This window comes from Flavobacterium plantiphilum, from assembly GCF_046000495.1.
Taxonomy (GTDB): Bacteria; Bacteroidota; Bacteroidia; order Flavobacteriales; family Flavobacteriaceae; genus Flavobacterium; species Flavobacterium plantiphilum.
Genome location: NZ_JBELQA010000002.1, coordinates 38,065 through 59,769, shown reverse-complemented (window position 1 = coordinate 59,769; position 21,705 = coordinate 38,065). Strand labels below are relative to the sequence as shown.

General features: G+C 34.5%; 22 protein-coding genes. 7 read left to right on the top strand and 15 right to left on the bottom strand.

Going from position 1 to position 21,705, the window contains the following annotated elements; all coding sequences use genetic code 11:
• Positions 1 to 44: 44 nt before the first annotated feature.
• The 3 genes from frr to ABS764_RS03015 all read right to left on the bottom strand — a co-directional run bounded on the left by frr (position 45) and on the right by ABS764_RS03015 (position 2,227).
• Positions 45 to 608 (bottom strand): ribosome recycling factor, encoded by a 564-nt coding sequence (gene frr / locus ABS764_RS03025; protein WP_408079845.1) that lies wholly within the window; start codon positions 606 to 608, stop codon positions 45 to 47.
• 64 nt (positions 609 to 672) lie between these two features.
• On the bottom strand, positions 673 to 1,380 hold the full coding sequence (gene pyrH, locus ABS764_RS03020; protein ID WP_408079843.1) for a UMP kinase: 708 nt from the start codon (positions 1,378 to 1,380) through the stop codon (positions 673 to 675).
• A gap of 61 nt (positions 1,381 to 1,441) precedes the next feature.
• Positions 1,442 to 2,227: a patatin-like phospholipase family protein gene (locus tag ABS764_RS03015; protein ID WP_408079841.1), complete on the bottom strand. Its 786-nt coding sequence runs from the start codon at positions 2,225 to 2,227 to the stop codon at positions 1,442 to 1,444.
• A gap of 107 nt (positions 2,228 to 2,334) precedes the next feature.
• Between ABS764_RS03015 and ABS764_RS03010 the strand changes: the two genes are divergently transcribed.
• Complete coding sequence (locus ABS764_RS03010; RefSeq protein ID WP_408079840.1) at positions 2,335 to 2,958, top strand: thioredoxin family protein; 624 nt, start codon at positions 2,335 to 2,337, stop codon at positions 2,956 to 2,958.
• A gap of 476 nt (positions 2,959 to 3,434) precedes the next feature.
• Here the strand turns inward: ABS764_RS03010 and ABS764_RS03005 are convergent, their stop codons facing one another.
• The 8 genes from ABS764_RS03005 to ABS764_RS02970 all read right to left on the bottom strand — a co-directional run bounded on the left by ABS764_RS03005 (position 3,435) and on the right by ABS764_RS02970 (position 10,058).
• The gene (locus tag ABS764_RS03005) at positions 3,435 to 4,397 is read right to left on the bottom strand and encodes a peptidoglycan DD-metalloendopeptidase family protein (RefSeq protein ID WP_408079839.1); all 963 of its coding nucleotides are present in this window, start codon (positions 4,395 to 4,397) and stop codon (positions 3,435 to 3,437) included.
• Between the two features lie 140 nt (positions 4,398 to 4,537).
• On the bottom strand, positions 4,538 to 5,239 hold the full coding sequence (gene truB, locus ABS764_RS03000; RefSeq protein ID WP_408079837.1) for a tRNA pseudouridine(55) synthase TruB: 702 nt from the start codon (positions 5,237 to 5,239) through the stop codon (positions 4,538 to 4,540).
• Complete coding sequence (locus ABS764_RS02995) at positions 5,239 to 6,036, bottom strand: undecaprenyl-diphosphate phosphatase (RefSeq protein ID WP_408079835.1); 798 nt, start codon at positions 6,034 to 6,036, stop codon at positions 5,239 to 5,241. The genes truB and ABS764_RS02995 overlap by 1 nt, the downstream gene beginning before the upstream one ends.
• A 75-nt stretch (positions 6,037 to 6,111) precedes the next feature.
• Positions 6,112 to 6,345: a DUF3098 domain-containing protein gene (locus ABS764_RS02990; RefSeq protein WP_408079833.1), complete on the bottom strand. Its 234-nt coding sequence runs from the start codon at positions 6,343 to 6,345 to the stop codon at positions 6,112 to 6,114.
• 86 nt (positions 6,346 to 6,431) lie between these two features.
• Positions 6,432 to 7,307, bottom strand: coding sequence for a cell division protein FtsX (locus tag ABS764_RS02985; RefSeq protein WP_408079831.1), 876 nt, complete (start codon positions 7,305 to 7,307; stop codon positions 6,432 to 6,434).
• Positions 7,308 to 7,557: 250 nt separating this feature from the next.
• Positions 7,558 to 8,295: a sulfite exporter TauE/SafE family protein gene (locus tag ABS764_RS02980; protein WP_408079829.1), complete on the bottom strand. Its 738-nt coding sequence runs from the start codon at positions 8,293 to 8,295 to the stop codon at positions 7,558 to 7,560.
• A 5-nt stretch (positions 8,296 to 8,300) separates the two neighbouring features.
• The gene (locus ABS764_RS02975; protein WP_408079827.1) at positions 8,301 to 9,686 is read right to left on the bottom strand and encodes an alginate export family protein; all 1,386 of its coding nucleotides are present in this window, start codon (positions 9,684 to 9,686) and stop codon (positions 8,301 to 8,303) included.
• A gap of 27 nt (positions 9,687 to 9,713) precedes the next feature.
• Positions 9,714 to 10,058, bottom strand: a complete 345-nt coding sequence (locus tag ABS764_RS02970; RefSeq protein WP_408079825.1) for a winged helix-turn-helix domain-containing protein — start codon at positions 10,056 to 10,058, stop codon at positions 9,714 to 9,716.
• 187 nt (positions 10,059 to 10,245) lie between these two features.
• On the opposite strand from ABS764_RS02970, the gene ABS764_RS02965 reads away from it, so the two are divergent.
• Positions 10,246 to 13,365, top strand: a complete 3,120-nt coding sequence (locus ABS764_RS02965; protein WP_408079823.1) for a leucine--tRNA ligase — start codon at positions 10,246 to 10,248, stop codon at positions 13,363 to 13,365.
• A 347-nt stretch (positions 13,366 to 13,712) separates the two neighbouring features.
• The gene (locus ABS764_RS02960; protein ID WP_408079821.1) at positions 13,713 to 14,402 is read left to right on the top strand and encodes a zinc metallopeptidase; all 690 of its coding nucleotides are present in this window, start codon (positions 13,713 to 13,715) and stop codon (positions 14,400 to 14,402) included.
• Between the two features lie 125 nt (positions 14,403 to 14,527).
• Here ABS764_RS02960 and ABS764_RS02955 read toward each other — a convergent pair whose 3' ends face one another.
• From ABS764_RS02955 to ABS764_RS02945, 3 genes are all read right to left on the bottom strand, one after another.
• Positions 14,528 to 14,887: a hypothetical protein gene (locus ABS764_RS02955; RefSeq protein ID WP_408079819.1), complete on the bottom strand. Its 360-nt coding sequence runs from the start codon at positions 14,885 to 14,887 to the stop codon at positions 14,528 to 14,530.
• Positions 14,888 to 15,008: 121 nt separating this feature from the next.
• On the bottom strand, positions 15,009 to 15,758 hold the full coding sequence (locus ABS764_RS02950; RefSeq protein WP_408079817.1) for a uroporphyrinogen-III synthase: 750 nt from the start codon (positions 15,756 to 15,758) through the stop codon (positions 15,009 to 15,011).
• A 13-nt stretch (positions 15,759 to 15,771) separates the two neighbouring features.
• A complete protein-coding gene (locus ABS764_RS02945) occupies positions 15,772 to 16,443 on the bottom strand; it encodes a DUF4271 domain-containing protein (RefSeq protein WP_408079815.1) in 672 nt (223 codons plus the stop codon).
• Positions 16,444 to 16,548: 105 nt separating this feature from the next.
• Between ABS764_RS02945 and ABS764_RS02940 the strand changes: the two genes are divergently transcribed.
• From ABS764_RS02940 to ABS764_RS02930, 3 genes are read left to right on the top strand one after another with little or no spacing between them, the layout of a single operon-like run.
• Complete coding sequence (locus ABS764_RS02940) at positions 16,549 to 17,274, top strand: polyprenol monophosphomannose synthase (protein WP_408079813.1); 726 nt, start codon at positions 16,549 to 16,551, stop codon at positions 17,272 to 17,274.
• 10 nt (positions 17,275 to 17,284) lie between these two features.
• Positions 17,285 to 18,625, top strand: a complete 1,341-nt coding sequence (locus ABS764_RS02935) for a dihydroorotase (protein ID WP_408079811.1) — start codon at positions 17,285 to 17,287, stop codon at positions 18,623 to 18,625.
• Between the two features lie 3 nt (positions 18,626 to 18,628).
• Positions 18,629 to 19,186 carry a DUF4296 domain-containing protein gene (locus ABS764_RS02930; RefSeq protein ID WP_408079809.1) on the top strand — a complete coding sequence of 186 codons (558 nt, stop codon included), beginning with the start codon at positions 18,629 to 18,631 and terminating at the stop codon, positions 19,184 to 19,186.
• On the opposite strand, the gene ABS764_RS02925 is transcribed toward ABS764_RS02930, so the two are convergent.
• Positions 19,179 to 20,171 (bottom strand): NAD-dependent epimerase/dehydratase family protein, encoded by a 993-nt coding sequence (locus tag ABS764_RS02925; RefSeq protein ID WP_408079807.1) that lies wholly within the window; start codon positions 20,169 to 20,171, stop codon positions 19,179 to 19,181. The two genes, ABS764_RS02930 and ABS764_RS02925, sit on opposite strands and share 8 nt — an antisense overlap.
• 164 nt (positions 20,172 to 20,335) lie before the next feature.
• Here ABS764_RS02925 and tyrS point away from each other — a divergent pair, with 164 nt between their 5' ends.
• Complete coding sequence (tyrS, locus tag ABS764_RS02920; protein ID WP_408079805.1) at positions 20,336 to 21,628, top strand: tyrosine--tRNA ligase; 1,293 nt, start codon at positions 20,336 to 20,338, stop codon at positions 21,626 to 21,628.
• Positions 21,629 to 21,705: the final 77 nt, after the last annotated feature.

Below are 21,705 nucleotides of genomic sequence, written 5' to 3'. Positions count from 1 at the left end.
TGATAAACTATCGGAACGGATTTTTAAAGTTGTTTTTTTGTAAATCAGACTTTCATAATTTCTGCTTCTTTTAAAACAAGAAGTTCATCTATTTTTTTGATATAGGTATTGGTCAGATTTTGAACATCTTCTTCCGCACTTTTACAAATGTCTTCTGATGTTCCTTCTTTTTCCAGTTTTTTAATATCCGTATTGGCATCTTTTCGGGCATTTCTAATCCCGATTTTAGCATCTTCGGCTTCTGCTTTAGCTTGTTTTGCCAGTTCGCGACGACGGTCTTCTGTCAAAGGAGGTACGCTGATAATAATTACGTCTCCATTGTTCATAGGATTAAAACCAAGATTTGCCACCATAATGGCTTTTTCAATAGTTTGCAGCATGTTTTTTTCAAAAGGCTGTAAAGTGATGGTTCGGGCATCCGGAACACTTATTTTAGCAACCTGGTTTAACGGTGTTGATGAGCCATAATAATCCACAAAAACACTTCCTAACATAGCAGGAGAAGCTTTTCCAGCACGAATATTTAGAAATTCTTTTTCTAAATGAGCGATAGAACCTTCCATAGATTCTTGTGTGCTATCTAATATAAATTCAATTTCTTCAGTCATTTTTTTTAGATTTTAGATTTTAGATTCCGGATTTTTCTGTTATCTGAAAACTGCTTTCTGCTAATTAAATATTTACTACTGTTCCAATATTTTCCCCATCGCAGATTTTTTCTAAGTTTCCGTTTTGGTTCATATCAAAAATTAAAATAGGTAGTTTATTTTCCTGGCTTAATGTAAAAGCTGTAGTATCCATTACATTTAATCCTTTTTTGATTACATCGTCAAAAGATATGTAGTCAAATTTCACTGCCGAAGCATTTTTCTCCGGATCACAATCGTAAACTCCGTCTACGCGGGTTCCTTTCAGGATTACATCAGCATTGATTTCAATTCCACGTAAAACAGCGGCTGTGTCAGTAGTGAAGTATGGATTTCCCGTTCCGGCACCAAAAATTACAATTCTTCCTTTTTCCAGATGACGGTCGGCTCTTCTTTTAATATAAGGTTCAGCAATAGATTCCATCTTTAAGGCGGTCTGCAGACGTGTTTTCATGCCTTTTTCTTCCAGAGCACCTTGTAAAGCCATTCCGTTAATCACGGTAGCAAGCATTCCCATATAATCTCCCTGCACTCTGTCCATTCCGTTGCTGGCTCCTGCAACGCCTCTAAAGATGTTTCCTCCCCCTATTACGATGGCAATTTCTACACCTTTGTCGTGAACTTTTTTGATTTCTTCAGCATATTCAGCTAATCTTACAGGATCTATTCCGTATTGACGTTCTCCCATTAATGCTTCTCCGCTTAATTTTAGAAGAATTCTTTTGTATTTCATGTCTTTGTTGCGTTGATTGGTGCAAATATAGGGATATTCTTTTTTTCTGAAATAGGACGACTTAAATTTTATAAATTTTGTTTTCGTAACTGTATTTTGCCGCCTGATAGCCCAGGTTGAAAATAGTATCCATTTTAACTTTATTAGTTTCAAAAGTGCTGTAGATGCTTAGTTCCTTAGGCTGGATAATCCAGTCACACTGCATAAATTTAGTGCTGTTGGAATTTTCAGAAAGGATATCAAAAGCTCTGGTTGTGACTGCCCGGATGGAATTTAAATCTTTGGCCGTGATCATGTTTATCGGGCTTACATATACACCAATAATCATGTCGCAGCTTTCTCGTATTAAATCAGTGGGAAAATGATTTAAGATACCACCATCGCTATAATAATTTTCATTAATTTCATAGGGTGAAATTATTCCCGGAAAAGAGCAGGAAGCAATTAAGGCGTCAACAATTCTGGTTTCAGGTTCAAATATTTTTAACTTACCTTTAATCATGTCAGTAGCAGTGATTTGGGTTGGGATTTTTAAATCACTTATTCTGGCATCTTCAAAAACCACATGAAAATAATCTCTGAAAGCTTCTGAATCGATTAGTCCTGCTTTAATAAAAGTAATATGTCTCCAGTGAAATAAATAAATTGATTTGAAAAAGCTTAAAATTTCTTCAGGTGTTTTTCCCCAGGCATACATGGCTCCCACAATCGAACCTGCACTGGTTCCTGCAATTTGATTAGGACGGATGTTTTTTTCTTCTAAAAATTTGATAGCACCCGCATGGGCTAAACCTTTTGTTCCGCCGCCTGAAAGCGCCAGTCCAATTGATTTTGAATTTAAGTTCATCTTTTTGCAATTTTTATAAAAATACACTTTTTAGTTATTAGGAAGTGATTTTTTTCATTTTTCATTCACTATATTTAGCTTAACTTTACTCAAAACATTAGCAAAATATGATACAGTCCATTGCCCGTGCCTTATTCAATAGTTACTCTTATTCAGAATACAGAAAATTAATAACCGACTTATTAAAAGATGGTAAATCTACAGGAAACGAACAGTCAGAAGAATTAACAAATTACAGCAGTCTCAACGAAACCCGGATGAATCGTTTAGAGAAAACGATGAAACTTTCAGATGATTACAGTAACAGTCTCGGTTCATTGAAAAATGAGTATATCTGGCTGGTTATTTCTGAAGGCTGGTGTGGTGATGCAGCGCAATTGTTGCCCATTTTTGATAAAATGGTTGATGCTTCGAATGGAAAAATTGAAATGAGAATTGTTCTGAGAGATGATAATTTAGAATTAATGGATCATTTTCTAACCAATAAAGGCAGAGCCATTCCTAAACTGATTGTTATCAATAAAAAAACCTCGGTTGCATTAGCGCATTGGGGACCAAGACCAAAAGGAGCTGCGGATCTTATTGCTAATTACAGAAAAGAACATAAAGTTTTTGATGAAACCATAAAAACCGAATTGCAGTTATGGTATTTACATGATAAAGGAATTTCAACTCAGGCAGAAATTATAGATATGATGCTGGATTTAGACAAGGAGAATGTGGAGAATTAGTGAGCTTTTTTGTTTTGTAGACTTTACGTGATTTTTTATAGAAATTATACCCAATAACCATGAAGAATTTTATTTTGTAGCATCGCTAAAATAAACGGAGATATAATTGTCAGAACAATAATAATAAAACCAAGGCATTTTGCTGTTTTACTATTTAAAAAAGTATCATTTTTATAATGGTCATATATTTTATGGTATCTTTTCTTATGATAAAAAAGAAAATAAACTATCAAAATGCTAGTGATTGAAATAATGAAACCTTTAAATCCACTTATTTTCATTTTTTGGTATGAGGGGTCAATATAACCGATTAGATTAATCATTGATAATTCAGCACAATAAAATGAAACTGTAAATATTCCGCCAACAGTTAAATTAGGGATGTCATCTTTGTATTCTCCATGTTTATAATAAGAATTGTAAATAATGTAAAATAATCTGATCATAATTTTTCTTAAAATGGATATTTTAAATTTCTAATTAGATATCGCAGTTTTCTTGGTTAGAAATTCGGCTCTTTCTTCTAATTCTTTTTTGGTGAGCTCCTGTTTGATAATGTTTTCAGGAGTAGTTACAGTGTAATCTTGGGATTTGTACATTTTATCATCTAAAGCAATCAAGCCTTTATTTGTTTGGAAAAATGGGTTTAATTTTTTTGTAATTCGTCGGTCTAAATGTTTTGTTTTATCTGGAAAAACATCTTTCATGTAAGCTTTATAGTAAATTTGAAAAAAAAGATGGTATTGATTATCTACACTTTTTTCTAAAATTCCTAAATACTCTGTTGGTAAAACGGTTTGCCCAATTTTTACGTTGATAGCATCTTTTTTAAACCCTGCATATTTGGCATAAGTTCCGTCTTCATGCTCTATTATAATGGAATTTCTTTTTTCGTAAAATATGTCAAAACTTTTGGGATCAAAATCGTATTCATTTTCTATTTCAATAACAATACCTTTTCTCATAACGTGTATTGTTTGATTTTGAGTGGATTCAGAATAATTAATAGGTGTGATATAATTATTATCGCCCTCAGCAAGTTGGCTCATAAGAGTCATAATTGACCATATACTAATATTTTCATCTTTCTTGAAAGGTAATAAATACTTGAAATTTTTATCAATATCAGGTTTTGGATTTCCTTTTATGAAATAAGGCTCACAAATAAATTTTATCTTTTTCTCTGGTTTAATGGGTTTTAGTTTGAATAAAAATCCGGAGTTTTCTTTAATATTTCCTTCATAAAAATATTTATCAGTGTTTTTAAGTGATTCAAATTTTACAATAAGATGGTAAGTTCCGGGACTGCTTTTTTGATAATAAAAATCACAGCTGTTATCAGGATTTCTAGTGTAAGTAACACGAACGCCTTCTATTTGTCCATAAGAGTTTAAAGCAAAACATAAAAAAATCAATAAAATAATTATTCTGCCATTCATGTCTGATTTTTATTAGTTACTGGTTGAAACAAATCTAATAAAAAACAGAATCAATAATTATTTTTTGTAGTATTTTTCTAAAATAAAAAAAGCTATGAATTTAATCATAGCCTTCTATATTTTGTTTCTACAGAATGATTTCACTTAGCATTTAATCCTAAACTTTCTTCAAACAAGTTAACATCAATCGCATTTTTTACATCAAAATCGCCAATTTTTGTTCGTCTTAGAACGGTTAAGTGCGAACCGGAATTCAGGGCTTTCCCAAAATCAAATGCCAGTGAACGAATGTAAGTTCCTTTGCTGCAAACGACTCTGAAGTCGATTTCAGGAAGTGCAATTCGGGTGATTTCAAATTCGTGAATGGTGGTTTTTCTGCTGGAAATTTCTATTTCTTCACCGGCACGGGCATGTTCATACAGGCGTTTTCCGTCTTTTTTAATTGCCGAAAAAATAGGTGGTTTTTGGTCAATTTCACCTAAAAACTGTTTCACCGTTTCGTGAATTAGAGCCTCATCAATATGTGCTGTTGGGAAAGTGGCATCAATTTCGGTTTCTAAATCATAAGATGGAGTAGTGGCTCCTATGTGAAACGTTCCCGTATATTCTTTGGCCTGTCCCTGAAGTTCAGCAATTTTTTTGGTAAACTTTCCGGTGCAGATTAAAAGTAATCCTGTGGCTAGTGGATCTAAAGTTCCTGCATGACCTATTTTGAACTTTTTAGGCAATCCCACTTTGTTAATCAGCAGGTATTTTAATTTATTAACTGCCTGAAACGAACTCCATTTTAAAGGTTTGTCTATCAGTAAAATTTGTCCGTCTAAATATTCTTCGGTTGTCATTATAATATGCTAAGCGGATGAATAAAAAAGTGAATCAATAACAAAGCGATTCCGGCAATTATTCGGTAATAACCAAAAACTTTAAATCCGTTTTTCGTTAAAAATCCAATGAAGGTTTTAATAGCTAAAAGTGCTACAATAAAAGCAACCACATTGCCAATAATTAACAAGTTAGTTTGCTCATCAGTTAATACAAAACCGTCTTTGTAATAATCATAGCATTTTTTTGCAGTAGCTCCAAACATGGTAGGTACAGCCAGAAAAAAAGAAAATTCGGCTGCTGATGTTCTGGATAATTTTTGAGACATTCCTCCCACAATACTGGCTCCACTTCGGGAAACTCCCGGAATCATGGCTAAACACTGGAAAAAACCAATTTTGATGGCTTGTGAATAACTGATTTCCTGTGAAGTTTCGGTAGTATCAGGATTGTTAAACCAGTCGTCTACCTTTAGCAGAATAATCCCTCCAATTAAAAGCGAAATGGCAACCGTTACCGGATTTTCTAATAAACCATCGATAAAATCACTTAACAATAAGCCTAAAACTACCGCAGGAATAAAGGCAACCAATAATTTAAAATAGAAATCAAAAGATTGAAAAAAGCGTCTGAAATAAAGAATTACAACTGAAAGTATCGCTCCTAACTGGATGACGATAGTAAAAAGTTTTGTAAAATCGTCCTGTGCAATTCCGTAAAAGGAAGAAGCGATAATCATGTGTCCGGTAGAAGAAACAGGAAGAAACTCAGTAATTCCTTCTATTATTGCAAGAACAATAGCTTGTAATGTATTCATTTAATTTAGATTTTAGATTTTAGAATTCAGATTTTAGTTGTTACTAAATGATCACTAAATACTGAACACTGAATACTATTTCTTTGGATTTTTTAAAATGGCATAAATAGTAATTCCAAAACCAATTAAAACAGTAGTAGGCGCTAATCGAATTCTCCTGAAATTAAAGATAGCGTCGCTGTACACTTTTGGGTCATCACTGCCGCCACCTGACATTAAAATAAATCCAAGGGCAATTACTCCAATTCCTATCAAAAGGATTTTGTAGTTTACTTTGTCAAATAAAAATTCGTGTTTATCGTCTTTCATTTTTTATTGCGAGGAACGAAGCAATCTCATTCCGTTTTTTTTAAGTTATTATTTCTAATTCTAAAATCTGAATTTGCAATCTGAAATTAATAAAGATCGTCAGTTCTGAGGTTTAAGAATCGCTGGGTAGCAAAATGAGTACTTAACCAGGTGATTAAAACGCCAAATCCGAAAACAGCAGCAAAAACCAATACAATCAAAGTCTTATCTTCTACGATTCCCAGTTCTGGAAAGTTAGCATTTACATAAGATAAAAGTCCAATTAATGCTAAAATTGCTAATGCAGCTCCAAGCATTCCTAATTTTACGCTTCGCATTACAAATGGTTTTCTGATGAATGCTTTTGTAGCACCTACCATCTGCATGGTTTTGATAATAAAACGGTTTGAATAAATCGAAAGTCTCAGTGAACTATTGATTAGTAATACAGCTATGAAAGTAAGGAATCCACTGATTACTAAAATCCACATACTTACTTTTCTTATGTTTTCATTTACCAGATTTACTAATTGTTTGTCATAAACAATGTCTGAAATCATTGGGTTAGTACGTAATTTTTGCTCTATTTTAGCCACAGAATCTTTTTCTACATACAAAGCTTTGATATGGATGTCATAAGAATTCTGCAATGGATTTTCGCCTAAGAAAGTTAAAAAATCCTCACCAATGATATCCGTATGCTGTTTAGCTGCGGCTTCCTTACTGACATACGTAATGGATTTTGCATAAGGAGCTTTTTTTAATTCGGCTCCAAAACTTTTTAAGATAGTGTCATTAGCTTCGTTTTTAAAGAAAACCGTCATGGCAATTTTTTCTTTAAAATCGTCTGCTAACTTTTTAGAATTAATAATAAAAAGTCCTAATGTTCCCAGCAGAAATAACACTAAGAATATACTCAATACTACCGAAAAATAAGAGGAAATTAACCTGCGTTTTTGAAACTTATCAAATGAAGAACTCATAGCTTACTTTAATTATGGGGTAAAAATAATAAAGTATTTCTTTAATATGAAGTTAATAACGTTCAAAGTTTTAATTTTCTTATAATAAAACCGGGATTTTAAAAATATTATTGCCAGAGCCTGTTTTAATATCATCAAAAACATCTCCCAAACCATAAAGGGGGTGATTTTGGTCAATTTCAAGAGGTTTTCCTCTCTTTAGGTTTGGACAGAGATTTTTTTTAATTTAAATAAATTTCAAAAAAGAGACTTAAGTGAAAAGTAACTTCAGGCCTGCAATTGTCAGTCCAAGAGCGAGGAGGTATTTTAATGTTTTAGTGTTGAATTTTTGGCTTCCAAAATGAGAGCCTAATAAACCCCCAATGATGGTAGCCAGAACGGCTATTTGTAAATCTTCGGATAAGTAGAAACCTCCTTTTTGAATTTGCCCATAAAGTCCGGAAATCGAATTGACAAAAATAAATAAAGCCGATACAGCTGCGGTTTCTTTTAATTTTGACCAACGCATTAAAAGCATTAACGGGCTAAGAATAATACCGCCACCAATACCTAATAGTCCGGAGAGCAGTCCGATACTGCCCCCTGAAAAAAGTCCTGCCCAAAGAGGGATTTCCCGATTGGGTTCATTTTTTTCTTCAAATTGATATACGAGCCTGATAATTGAAATGAAGATACAAATACCTAATATTTTTTTATAGATAGTATCCGGTAAGCTCATACTGCCTCCTAAAAAAGCCATCGGAATACTTGCAATCACAAAAGGCAGAAATAATTTTAACCTAAAAGCACCTGCTCTGTAAAAACCAATAAATGAGAATAGCGATACAGCTAAATTCATCACTAATGCCGATTGTTTCATCATAACGGGAGCTACACCTGCCATTGTCATAATAGCTAAGTAGCCACTGGCACCGCCATGACCTACAGATGAATATAAAAATGCAACCAATGCTAATAGAAATAGTATTAAAATAGGGCTGTAATCCATGAAAATTATTTTTTAAGGTGGAACAATTCGGGTTTAAAAGTTACCATCACGTAGCTCCAAACTGGGGTGATGTTGCTGTTTCCTGATTTCAGGGTTTCCATGCTTTTTTCGGCTGCCATGTACGAAAATCCAAAATCAATTAGGGTAAAAGAATTGCATTTGTAGTGGGCTGATAAATCATTTTCAAAACCCAAATACGGATTGATGTTTTGGTCCAGATTATTTTTGACTTTATTAGCTAAGTAAAACAAATGAAAATCAGAACGCAGACTTATTTTATTATTTAAATCATAAGTAAAAAATAAATACGGATTAATTAAACCTCCATTTTTTACATCAGAAGGAAAGGACGTAAAATAGTCCATATTTCCCATGAATTTCCAGGCTACTCCATAAAGCGGCACGAAGGATTTGGAAATTGTAGTTGATTTTTCGGCATTATCACCGCTCGTGATTTCTGCTCCTAAACGTGTACCAAGTTTATTGGTTTTTAACTGAATTTCTGGTTGTAAATAATAAGCCGAAATACGGTTTCCGCTTTGTAATTGACCGTATTGGTAAAAACCGCTCAGGGTTAAATATAAATTGCCTTTTTCAAAATCCAGTCGTCCTCCAGAAGTTCCACGAGTGTAGAGCGTATTGCTATTGGTTTTACTTTGGTAACTATCGGCAGCATTCATTGTTGTCAGACTGAAATTTTTATTCAGTTTCGCTTTTAGATAATGAACGTTTAGCAATTTGTAGTTGGTGAAAGTTGTTGGTGAAAAATCGGTATCAAAAATACGTTCGGAAGTTTGGTTAAAAGAAGTTATCAATTCCGAATGAATCGTATTGTTGTTGAAAGTCAGATTAATTCCGTCATGTGCTCTCGCTGCCTGACTCCAGTTGGCTGCTGAGAAAATTCTGCCGTTATCTAATTCTACTTTCTGACGACCTAATTTTATCGAGAAATGATTTGAAATTCCAGTTTCAACATAAGCTTCAAATACATTCAGGGAACCCGATGCAGAAGTTTGTCCGTATTGTCCCCAAACACGGATATCCTGAATCGAAGTATGGAATTTGAATTTTGGCTGTTCGTAATTAAAGTTCAATCGGCTTCTTTGCGAAGTAAAATAAGCCGCTTTGCTATCGGCTGTTCGCAATTGTTTGTAACCGTCCCGGTATTCAAATCGGGGTCTGAATTCCAATTTAATGCTGAAATCTTTATTTTCTGAACTTCCTTTTTTAGTTATTTCTGTAGCTGTCAGTATAGAGTCGGCTTCTCTTTGAGTAATCAATTTTTTTTGAACAAATAACCTCGTAAAAGCTGCATTGTCCTGAGCTTTCATTCTTACGACAGGAAGAAAAGCAAATACAGCTAAGAAGCAAAGAATAATCGATTTTTTCATAAATGTATGAAGCAGATTTATGTGTTTTTAAAATTTTAGATTTTTATTTTCTTTTTCAGCAAAATCTTTAATTCGCTTTTCTATTTCATAAAAAGTAACAATGGCTTTTTCTCCGGCAGAAGTCAAACGGGCACCGCCACCGCCTTTTCCGCCTAATATTTTTTCTACTAAAGGACTTTCGGCTCGCTGATTCATTTCCTTTACCAGTTGCCAGGCTTGCCGATAAGCCATTTTCATTTCTTTGGCGGCATTAGTAATGGAACCCGTTTTTCGAATGTTTTCTAAAAGCCAGATTTTTCCAATTCCAAGAAAAGGACCTTCTGTTTCTTCTATCCAAAGACGAACTTCTATTTTATATTTTTTATTGGCCATGGTTATGTTTTTTAAAACACAGTGCAAAAATAAGTATTTTTACGTATAAAAATACGTAACTATGATTTTTTTTATTCTAAATAAAATAATTTTTATAGCCCGTACAATAAACGTAAATTTGCGACCTCATAATTTTATTTACTAAAACTTAGAAACTTAGCTACTTTATAGCTTAGCAACTCGAAAAATGAAATACAATCCGAACGAAATCGAAGCCAGATGGCAACAATACTGGGCTGACAATAAAACTTTTGCAGCCGAAAATAATTCAGCTAAACCAAAACATTACGTTTTAGATATGTTTCCTTATCCGTCGGGAGCGGGATTGCACGTAGGACATCCGCTGGGATATATTGCTTCGGATGTGTATTCCAGATATAAAAGACATCAGGGTTTTAATGTGTTGCACCCCATGGGTTATGACAGTTTTGGACTGCCGGCCGAACAATATGCGATTCAAACCGGACAACGTCCGGAAGATACCACCCGGGTGAATATTGACGGAGGAGTGGATAAAGAAGGAAACCAAATTGCAGGTTACCGTAAGCAATTGGATAAAATCGGTTTTTCATTTGATTGGGACAGAGAAGTGCGCACATCAAATCCGGATTATTACAAGCATACGCAGTGGATTTTTATCCAATTATTCAATTCCTGGTACAATAAAGAAACGGATAAAGCAGAGGATATTTCGACTTTGATTGCCATTTTCGAGACAACAGGAAATTCAAGCGTAAATGCTGTTTGCGATGATAACATCGAAGCTTTTACGGCTGCTGAGTGGAACGCTTTCGCAAAAGATACTCAGGAGAAAATCCTGTTGCAATACAGATTGACTTATTTGGCAGAAACGGAAGTAAACTGGTGTCCGGGATTGGGAACGGTTTTAGCGAATGACGAAATCGTAAACGGTGTTTCAGAACGAGGCGGTTTTCCTGTGGTGCGTAAAAAAATGACCCAATGGAGTATGCGAATTTCGGCTTATGCAGAGCGTTTATTGCAAGGGTTGAACGATATTGACTGGAGCGAATCGATTAAAGAATCACAAAGAAACTGGATTGGAAAATCGGTTGGAGCGATGGTTGCTTTCCATGTGGTTCCAACAACCAACAACCAACAACCAGCAACTATCGATGTATTTACGACTAGACCTGATACTATCTTCGGAGTGACTTTTATGACTTTGGCACCGGAGCACGAATTGGTAACTCAAATCACAACTGCTGAACAAAAAGCGGCTGTTGAGGCCTATATCGAAAAAACGGCTAAACGTTCTGAAAGAGAGCGTATGGCGGATGTAAAAACCATTTCGGGAGTATTTACAGGTGCTTATGCCGAACATCCGTTTACTAAAGAACCTATTCCGGTTTGGATTGGGGATTACGTTTTAGCGGGTTATGGAACAGGAGCTGTAATGGCGGTTCCTTGCGGAGACGAAAGAGATTATGCTTTTGCTAATTTCTTCAAAGGAACTAACGGAATGCCGGAAATTAAAAATATTGTAGATAAAGACATTTCAGAAGCGGCTTTTGGTGCTAAAGAAGGTTTCCAATTAGTGAATTCCGATTTCTTAAATGGTATGGGTTACAAAGACGGAACTCAAAAAGTAATTGCCGAATTAGAAAAAATCAACCAGGGTTATGGGAAAATCAATTACCGTTTGCGTGATGCGGTTTTCTCCCGTCAGCGTTATTGGGGAGAGCCATTCCCGGTTTATTATGTAAATGGTTTGCCACAAATGATTGATGCACAACATTTGCCAATCATTTTACCGGAAGTTGAGAAATATTTACCAACAGAAGATGGTTTGCCTCCGTTAGGAAACGCTACTGTTTGGGCTTGGGACACTGAAAAGTTGTCGGTTGTGAGTTGTGAGTTGATAGATCATGTGACTGTTTTTCCATTGGAATTAAATACCATGCCGGGTTGGGCAGGAAGTTCATGGTACTGGATGCGTTATATGGATTCACATAATGATACTGAATTTGCTTCTGCAGAAGCTTTGAAGTATTGGGAATCTGTGGATTTATACATTGGAGGAAGCGAACATGCAACCGGACACTTATTGTATTCCCGTTTTTGGAACAAATTTTTAAAAGACAAAGGTTTTGCACCAACAGAAGAACCATTCAAAAAACTGATCAATCAGGGAATGATTTTGGGGACGAGTGCTTTTGTAAATATGATAGGTTTTAAATTAATAGTTTCTAAGAAATCTGATAATGAAAACTTCAAGAATTTAAATGTTCAAATAACAGAAAGTGACGAGAATTATAAAAGCATTAATGAAATAATTAGCAAAATAGAAATAATAAAAGACACATATTTTTCTTCTGATATTGTCTCAGATTTAAAAAAATCCGATGAATTATATGTGGAATTTTCGGATGAATTCGTAACTCCAGTTATTAAAGAGTTAGAAGAAAATGGTTTTACTACAGATAAATATAATGTTGCATTTTCACCTTTATCTCAGTTGAAAACTTATAGATTACATGTTCCTGTTAGTTATGTAAATGGGAATGATGAATTAGATTTTGAGCAATTGAAAAATAAAGATTATCATTTTAGAGATGCTAAGTTTATAACTAAAGATGACAAGTTTTTTGTTTCTCGCGAAGTCGAAAAAATGTCAAAATCGAAATACAATGTTGTAACACCAGATGATATTTGTGCTGAATACGGTGCAGATACTTTGCGTTTATACGAAATGTTCTTGGGACCATTGGAACAGGCAAAACCATGGAATACAGCTGGTATTTCGGGAGTTTTTGGTTTCCTTAAAAAATTATGGCGATTGTATTTTGATGACAATGGTTTGATTGTTACTAATGACGAACCAACCAAAGACAACCTGAAAAGCTTACATAAAACCATTAAGAAAGTTTCAGAAGATATTGAGAATTTCTCTTTCAATACTTCGGTTTCTCAGTTTATGATTTGTGTGAATGAATTGTCGGCTCAAAATTGTCATTCTCGTGCTATTTTGGAACCATTGGCTGTTGTGATTTCGTCTTATGCGCCACATATAGCAGAAGAATTGTGGTCTCAATTAGGACATGAAGGTTCTATTGCAACTGTTCCTTTTCCAAAATTCGAAGAAAAACATTTGGTAGAATCAGAGAAAGAATATCCGGTTTCCTTCAACGGAAAAATGCGATTCACTATCAAATTGCCTTTGGATTTGACCAAAGAACAAATCGAGGAAATCGTAATGAATGACGAAAGAACTCAAAAACAATTAGATGGCAGAACGCCAAATAAGGTGATTATTGTTCCGGGGAAAATTATCAATTTGGTTGGCTAACCGAATCAATCGCAATTTCAATTTCAATGTCATTAAGTTAAGTGTATTTTGTGTCATTTCGACCAGAGGGAGAAATCACATAACGTGAGCAGCTAGTGTGATTCCTCATTCTTCGGAATGACAAAACAAGGTGTATCTTACTTAACATAATGACATTGCCCGAAGTTTCGGGATAAATTCCAAATTCCAATTGTTACACTGAGCTTGTCGAAGTGTAATTGGGGTTTGGAATTTTGTTTTTGAAATGGCAATTTAATACATTTTTAACAGCTGTCAAACTGACATTTTTTTAATTTGGTGTATAATTTGCTGTTTGTTTAGGAAAACAAAACTAAAACGATCAAAATATGGGAAGTGGTTATTTAATTCTGGCGGGAGTGATCATGCTCTTTAGCTGGTTAGTAAGTTCGAGATTAAAGAGCAAGTTTGAGCATTATTCGCAGTTGCATTTGCAAAACAATATGAGTGGTGCAGAGATTGCTACCAAAATGCTACACGATAACGGAATCTATGATGTAAAGGTAATTTCGACTCCGGGACGATTGACAGATCATTACAATCCGGTGGATAAAACAGTAAATTTAAGTGAGGCGGTCTACAATGAGCGTAATGCGGCTGCCGCAGCTGTGGCAGCTCACGAATGTGGTCATGCGGTTCAGCACGCCGTGGGTTATGAATGGCTCACTATGCGTTCTAAACTGGTTCCGTTTGTTAATGTAGCTTCGAATTTCATGCAGTGGATATTATTAGCCGGGATTATTATGCTGGAAACGTTTCCGGGGCTGTTGCTTTTTGGAATTATCCTGTTTGCGGCGACTACTTTGTTTTCGATTGTTACTTTGCCTGTAGAATATGATGCCAGTAATCGTGCTCTGGCCTGGCTTAAAACAAAAAACATGCTTAATCCTGCAGAATATGCCGGAGCAGAAGATTCGTTAAAATGGGCAGCACGTACTTATCTGGTAGCTGCCATAGGTTCTATAGCAACCTTATTGTACTATCTTTCCATTTACATGGGAGGAAACAGGAGGGATTAAGAAATTCAATAGCAATAGCGGTTTCAAAAATCAATTTCAAAATATAAAATCCAAATTCCAATAATTAGTGATTAATTGGAATTTGGATTTTTATTTTTCTGCATTTAAAAATTACCATTGAATCTTTATTCCGGCATATTTTGTTGCTGCCACTCTATCAGAACGGCTACCTGAGCGTCAGTCAAAGGAGGTTTTTTATTTACAGGAGGCATAAATTTACGATCATCCTGTGGCAGTCTCACACGCGAAATGATAGCGTCAATATTTTCTTTTACATGTTCATAGCTGTCAAAAGCTTCTTTTTTTCCTTGTGGAGGAATGTGGCATGGCGTACAGCTATTTTCAATAAGAGGTTTGATGTCGCTGCTATAACTTATCTTTTTAATGTCAACATATCCTGAATTGTTTTTTCGGACGCTGCTGCAATTGATAAACAGCATAGATAACGGCAGTATTAGCATAATGAGCTGAATTTTTCTTTTCATTGTTTGAGTTAATTTTTGGTTGTTAATCAAAAATACTTAAAAAACGAATCGGAGAGCAATAAAATAAAAAAGCCATCTCAAAAAAAATGAGATGGTCTTGTGTTATATTGTATCGGTATGATTACTTCGCTTTATTAGCTTCAGCAATGTATTTTTCTAATGCCATAGTCATAGAAGGTGTGCCCGGTGCAGGAGCAAGAATATCAATTCTTAATCCGTGGTCTAAAGCTTCTTTTTGAGTAGTGCTTCCAAAAACAGCAATTCTGGTATTGTTTTGCTTGAAATCCGGGAAGTTTTTATATAATGATTTAATTCCTGTTGGGCTAAAGAAAGCCAGAACATCATAATAAACATCTGCTAAATCAGATAAATCACTCATTACTGTTCTGTAGAAAGTGGCCTGAGTCCAGTCTACTTTCAGGTTGTCTAAAGTAATTGGAGCGTCAGCATTTAGCTGATCTGAGGCTGGTAACAGGAATTTTTCGTCTTTGTATTTTTTAATCAAAGGAGATAAGTCGGCAAAATCTTTTGCTCCAACATAAATTTTACGTTTTCTGTATACTACGTATTTTTGAAGGTAAAAAGCTACTGCTTCCGACTGGCAAAAATATTTTAAACCTTCCGGGATTTTAAAACGCATTTCTTCCGCCACTCTAAAAAAGTGGTCAACAGCATTTCTACTGGTTAAAATAATAGCAGAAAAATTGTTGAGATCAATTTTTTGAAGTCTAATTTCTTTTGCGCTAACTCCTTCTATGTGTATAAAAGGGCGGAAATCAATTTTGATTTTATGTTTTTGTTGGAGTTCAAAGTAAGGTGAATTCTCTACTTTAGGCTCTGGTTGCGATACCAAAATTGTTTTGACTTTCATATTTTAACATTTTCTAAGCGCTCCCTTTTGTAAACAAATAATACATGAAAAAATAGGGAGCTATTTCGAGAGTGCAAAGATATAAAATAAAATAAAACAACTTACTGAATATTAATTTTTGATATTTTTTTATTGAAATAGAATAAGTCAGAACGCTTAGCATAAGTATTACGGCGATTATTGCTATAGGAATATTCTGTGAAACAGTGTTGTAGTAGAATAATATAATATTCACAGGTAAAATAATAATACCAATATAAGTGCGATAAGTGATTTTCTGAAGGTTAAATTGCTCTACAAATTCTTCAATATTGAAAGTTGTCGCAATGATTTTTTCGACTAAAAACTTTGATAAAATGAAAAAGATAAGAAAAGTGATAATCTGAATATAAAGTAACCAGTCCGTTTTTGAAGCATATCCAAAAATGCTTAAAGAAATCTGAATAAAAAAAGCAAAAGAAATCACCTGTACAAAAAATAAGGAGATGGTAAAGCTGCTTTTTAACTGGCTGCTGTCACGATACACTTTAGAATATTTATCCGAGAAGATGAGATTGATAAAATCGCCAAATCGATTTCCGTAAGCCGATTTAGTGAATGCAATAATAGCAAAAGCCAAAACAAATAAAAGGGTAGCCCAGTCTTTGTTTTCGGTGATTCTCGGATGTAAGAGGTAGTCTGTCATAGCGAAAGCAAAATTAGTAAAATTTTATATCAATATTTTTATTATAATATTATTATGAATCAAATGCTATAAAAAGGTTACTTTTGCGTTGAAATTTCCAGAAATATGAATAATTGTATTGTTATAATTCCAACCTATAACGAAATTGAGAATATCGAAAGTATCATTAGAGCGGTACTTTCACAACACAAGATTTTTCACGTTCTTATAGTGGATGATAATTCTCCAGATCATACGGCTGATAAGGTTCGGTTATTACAAACTGAATTTGAAGGACGCTTATTTCTAGAAAACAGAAAGCAAAAATCAGGTTTAGGAACCGCTTATGTACATGGTTTTAAATGGGCTCTGGCTCATGATTATGAATTCATTTTTGAGATGGATGCTGATTTTTCGCATAATCCAAATGATTTAGAAAAATTATACAATGCCTGTCATTTTGGGGATGCTGATTTAGCCATTGGCTCCCGTTATGTCACAGGTGTAAATGTCGTGAACTGGCCGCTTAGCCGTGTGTTAATGTCATATTTTGCTTCGGTTTATGTACGAATGATTACCGGGATGATGATTCATGATGCTACGGCAGGTTTTGTTTGTTATAAACGGTCTGTTTTGGAGAAAATAAATCTGGATAAGATAAAATTCGTGGGTTATGCTTTTCAGATAGAGATGAAATACCGTACTTTTTGTAATAAATTCAATATTGCCGAAGTGCCCATTATTTTTACAGACAGAACCAAAGGACAGTCTAAAATGAGTAATTCCATAATAGTAGAAGCTGTTTTTGGAGTGATTTCGCTTCGGTTAAAAAAATTAGTTAACAGATTATAATATAATGACAATGAACAGGGTTTTAATTAAGAATGCCAAAATAGTAAATGAAGGAGTAATTTTTGAAGGCGATGTATTAATTGAGAATGACTTAATTGTTGAGATTTCAGAAAGCATTAGTGCCAAATCATCCGATTGTAAAATTATAGACGCCGAAGGGAATTATTTAATTCCGGGTGCTATTGATGATCAGGTGCATTTTAGAGAGCCGGGTTTGACACATAAAGGTGATATTGAATCAGAGTCCCGTGCCGCTGTTGCCGGAGGGATTACTTCTTTTATAGAACAGCCTAATACGGTGCCTAATGCGGTTACTCAGGAAATTTTAGAGGAGAAATACCAATTAGCATCCCAAAAATCGTATGCGAATTATTCGTTTATGATGGGAGCTACTAATGATAATTTAGAAGAAGTTCTGAAGACGAATCCTAAAAATGTTGCCGGAATTAAGATATTCTTAGGTTCGTCAACAGGAAATATGCTGGTGGATAATGAAGCTACACTGGAAAAAATATTTTCAAGTACACCGCTTTTAATTGCTGTGCACTGTGAAGATGAAGCCACTATCAGAGCCAATACTGAAAAATATATTGCGGAATATGGTGATGATGTTCCGGTAACTGTTCATCATTTAATAAGAAGCGAAGAAGCCTGTTATTTGTCTTCTTCAAAAGCAATTGAACTGGCTAAAAAAACAGGAGCCCGTTTGCATATTTTTCACTTGTCTACCGCTAAAGAAATGGATTTGTTTACCAATAAAATTCCATTAGAAGAAAAGAAAATTACTGCTGAGGTATGTGTGCATCATTTATGGTTTACCAATGATGATTATGCAACCAAAGGCAATTTTATTAAATGGAATCCGGCGGTAAAAACAGCTCATGACCGAGAAGCGCTGTGGAAAGCTTTGAATGATGACAGGATTGATGTGATTGCTACTGATCATGCACCGCACACACTGGAAGAGAAAAAGCAGCCTTATTTAAAAGCACCATCCGGAGGACCATTAGTGCAGCATGCAGTTGTAGCTATGTTTGAGGCATACCATCAGGGTAAAATAAGCATTGAGAAAATAGTGGAAAAAATGTGTCACAATCCGGCTAAGATTTTCAAAATAGAAAAACGAGGTTTTATTAAAGAAGGATATTATGCCGATTTAGTAATTGTAAATTCCGGTTTGCCATGGGGAGTGAAAAAAGAAAATATTTTTGCTAAATGCGGTTGGTCTCCATTTGAAGGCTATACTTTTAAATCGAGAATTACCCATACTTTTGTCAACGGACAATTAGTTTACAATGCTTTTAAAGTAAAAGATATTCGTGCTGGAAAAAGACTATTATTTGAAAGATAAGTCATGAAAAAAACGGTTTCATTTTTAGTAATTATACTATTGTTTTTTAGCTGTAAAGAAGAAGGTGTTCAGAAACCCGATTCGCTTATAGATAAAGAAGTAATGGAGAATATTATATATGATTTATCGCTTTTGGAAGCTATAAAATACAATGATCCCAATACTACTGAAAATTATAAAGTAAATCCTAAGGAGTTTATTTTCAGAAAATATAAAGTAGACAGCGTACAATTTGCACAAAACAACATTTATTATGCGTCTAAATATGACGATTATAAAGAAATGTACGATAGTGTGATTAAGCGTATAGAAAGAAAAAAAATAGTTTTAGATTCCCTGATTAAAAAAGAAGCCAAAAAAGATTCGCTGATTGCTGTAAAAAAGAAACGATTGGATTCTATTGCTGAATTAAAAAAAGTGGCTTTGGCTAAAAAAGATTCGTTACAGAAAATCAGAAAAAAAGACAGTTTAAAACTAGTAAAGAAAAAAACGGAAAAATCGAAATCAACTTCTAAAGCAATAAAAGCTACGGTAATCAAAAATGGTGTTAAAATTAATTAACGCTGAAATTTTCTTTAATGTACTGGTGTACATCTGAAAAAGTAACATTTATTGCATTTTTAATTTTTGTGTTAGAAAAAGTAGTTTTACTTAAAAAAGAACGTACCGTATGTTTGGATAAATTATTGGTTCTTCCCGAAAAAAGACTTAAAAACCAGTGCAGTCGCCAGGTTATTTCCATCATATAAGGCTTAGCTTCAATGCTGGGCCTTTTTGCTTTTACACTGTCTGCAATGGTATTAAAAAGATCCTGAAAAACAACATTTTCAGAAATCAGAATATAACGTTCATTCTTGATGGTACTTTCCATTAATTGCTCCATAATCTGTACTACATCACTAACGGCAACAAATCCGGTGGTTCCTTTGGTATAAAACAATAATCCGGAAGCTATTTTTTTAATCAGTTGCCCGCTACCCTGATCTTCAAATCCGGGTCCTAAAATTACTCCTGGATTGACGATAATTACGTTTAATCCTTCTTGCTGACCACGCCAGATTTCCATTTCGGCACCATATTTTGAAATCGCATAATCATTATGATGTTTCTCAGGATTCCATTCTGTTTCTTCTGTGATAATGGTCTCGTGTGGGGCTAAATCACCAAGAGCAGCTACAGAACTGACGTAACATAGTTTCTGAACACCTTTAGCAAGGCAGAAATTAACAATATTAGCAGTGCCTTCAATATTTGTTTTTCGAAGTAAGTCCTCATCTCTGGGATCAAAAGAAATTATTGCGGCACAATGATAGACTTTGGTAATATTAATAAAAGCATGTTCTAACGAAGGAATATCAATAATGTCTGCCTGAACCCACTCTATAGCGTCAAACAGTGCTGATTTATTGTAATGTTCAAACAGCGCTTTTGTCTTTTTAATATTATTTTGCTTTCGATAAATAGCACGAACTTTTTCTCCATTTTCAATTAAATGAAGCAATAAATGCGCGCCTACTAAACCTGTTCCTCCTGTAACTAAAATCATAAATACAAATGTAACAATTTATCAATTTTACAAGGCAACAATTAGTATTTTAGATTTTTTTTCAAATTGGTACATTTTCAAATTTTCAAATTGTGTAATTAAAGTTATCTTTGCGCACTCGAAGCCTGAATGGCTGAACAGATGAAGTAAATTGATTAAAAAAGATGAAAAATTTTATTGAAGAAGTAACTTGGAGAGGAATGCTCCACGATGTTATGCCGGGCACTGAAGAACATTTGATGGAACAAATGCGTGTGGCGTATGTGGGAATTGACCCAACTGCAGATTCATTACATATAGGACACTTAGTTGGCGTAATGTTGTTGAAACATTTTCAACTTTCGGGACACAAACCTTTAGCTTTAGTAGGTGGAGCAACCGGAATGATTGGAGATCCGTCAGGAAAGTCTAACGAAAGAAATTTACTGGACGAAGCTACTTTGCGTCAAAATCAGGAAGCGATAAAAGGACAATTGGCTCGTTTTTTAGATTTTACTTCAGATGCTCCAAATGCCGCTCAGTTGGTAAACAATTACGATTGGATGAAGAATTTTTCATTTCTGGAATTCATTCGCGATGTGGGGAAACACATTACTGTAAACTACATGATGGCTAAAGATTCTGTAAAGAAACGTTTGTCTTCTGAAGCTGCCGAAGGAATGTCGTTCACGGAATTTACGTATCAACTGGTTCAGGGTTATGATTTCCTGCATTTGTACAGAGATAAAAGTTGTACGTTGCAAATGGGAGGAAGCGACCAATGGGGAAATATCACTACCGGAACTGAATTAGTGCGCCGAATTGTCAGCGGAAAAGCCTATGCCTTAACTTGTCCGTTGATTACAAAAGCCGACGGAACTAAATTCGGAAAATCCGAAGGAGGAAATATCTGGTTAGATGCAGCAAGAACTTCGCCTTATAAATTTTACCAATATTGGTTAAACACTTCAGATATTGATGCTGAAAAGTATATCAAGATTTTTACTTTTTTATCGAAAGAAGAAATCGAGGATTTAACAGAGCAACACAGAGAAGCTCCGCATTTGCGATTGTTACAGAAGCGTTTAGCTGAAGAAATTACAATTATGGTTCATTCGAAGGAAGATTTAGAAAATGCTGTAAAAGCATCGGGAATTTTGTTTGGAAATTCGAATGCTGACGATTTAAAACAATTAGATTCGGCTACTTTTTTGGAAGTTTTTGATGGTGTTCCGCAAGCTGAAATTGCAAGAACTGAAATTGCAACCGGAATTAATATTGTGGATGTTTTAAACGAAAAGACCGGATTTTTAAAATCCAATGGTGAAGCCAGACGCGCTTTGACTGCTAATTCTATTTCGGTAAACAGAGAAAAAGTAAAAGAAGATTTTGTGCTTTCAAACAATGATTTAATAAATAATCAATTTGTATTATTACAAAGCGGGAAGAAAAATTATTTTGTGGTAAGAGTAGTTTAATTGAAAGATTAATTTCCAATATAATACTTGAATTCAAAAACCTGATATCAATATGTTATCAGGTTTTTTGAGTTTAT

Coding starts and splice junctions, on each gene's coding strand:
- frr (WP_408079845.1), bottom strand. CDS start 608: ATGACTGAAGAAATTGAATTTATATTAGATAGCACACAAGAATCTATG.
- pyrH (WP_408079843.1), bottom strand. CDS start 1,380: ATGAAATACAAAAGAATTCTTCTAAAATTAAGCGGAGAAGCATTAATG.
- ABS764_RS03015 (WP_408079841.1), bottom strand. CDS start 2,227: ATGAACTTAAATTCAAAATCAATTGGACTGGCGCTTTCAGGCGGCGGA.
- ABS764_RS03010 (WP_408079840.1), top strand. CDS start 2,335: ATGATACAGTCCATTGCCCGTGCCTTATTCAATAGTTACTCTTATTCA.
- ABS764_RS03005 (WP_408079839.1), bottom strand. CDS start 4,397: ATGAATGGCAGAATAATTATTTTATTGATTTTTTTATGTTTTGCTTTA.
- truB (WP_408079837.1), bottom strand. CDS start 5,239: ATGACAACCGAAGAATATTTAGACGGACAAATTTTACTGATAGACAAA.
- ABS764_RS02995 (WP_408079835.1), bottom strand. CDS start 6,036: ATGAATACATTACAAGCTATTGTTCTTGCAATAATAGAAGGAATTACT.
- ABS764_RS02990 (WP_408079833.1), bottom strand. CDS start 6,345: ATGAAAGACGATAAACACGAATTTTTATTTGACAAAGTAAACTACAAA.
- ABS764_RS02985 (WP_408079831.1), bottom strand. CDS start 7,307: ATGAGTTCTTCATTTGATAAGTTTCAAAAACGCAGGTTAATTTCCTCT.
- ABS764_RS02980 (WP_408079829.1), bottom strand. CDS start 8,295: ATGGATTACAGCCCTATTTTAATACTATTTCTATTAGCATTGGTTGCA.
- ABS764_RS02975 (WP_408079827.1), bottom strand. CDS start 9,686: ATGAAAAAATCGATTATTCTTTGCTTCTTAGCTGTATTTGCTTTTCTT.
- ABS764_RS02970 (WP_408079825.1), bottom strand. CDS start 10,058: ATGGCCAATAAAAAATATAAAATAGAAGTTCGTCTTTGGATAGAAGAA.
- ABS764_RS02965 (WP_408079823.1), top strand. CDS start 10,246: ATGAAATACAATCCGAACGAAATCGAAGCCAGATGGCAACAATACTGG.
- ABS764_RS02960 (WP_408079821.1), top strand. CDS start 13,713: ATGGGAAGTGGTTATTTAATTCTGGCGGGAGTGATCATGCTCTTTAGC.
- ABS764_RS02955 (WP_408079819.1), bottom strand. CDS start 14,887: ATGAAAAGAAAAATTCAGCTCATTATGCTAATACTGCCGTTATCTATG.
- ABS764_RS02950 (WP_408079817.1), bottom strand. CDS start 15,758: ATGAAAGTCAAAACAATTTTGGTATCGCAACCAGAGCCTAAAGTAGAG.
- ABS764_RS02945 (WP_408079815.1), bottom strand. CDS start 16,443: ATGACAGACTACCTCTTACATCCGAGAATCACCGAAAACAAAGACTGG.
- ABS764_RS02940 (WP_408079813.1), top strand. CDS start 16,549: ATGAATAATTGTATTGTTATAATTCCAACCTATAACGAAATTGAGAAT.
- ABS764_RS02935 (WP_408079811.1), top strand. CDS start 17,285: ATGAACAGGGTTTTAATTAAGAATGCCAAAATAGTAAATGAAGGAGTA.
- ABS764_RS02930 (WP_408079809.1), top strand. CDS start 18,629: ATGAAAAAAACGGTTTCATTTTTAGTAATTATACTATTGTTTTTTAGC.
- ABS764_RS02925 (WP_408079807.1), bottom strand. CDS start 20,171: ATGATTTTAGTTACAGGAGGAACAGGTTTAGTAGGCGCGCATTTATTG.
- tyrS (WP_408079805.1), top strand. CDS start 20,336: ATGAAAAATTTTATTGAAGAAGTAACTTGGAGAGGAATGCTCCACGAT.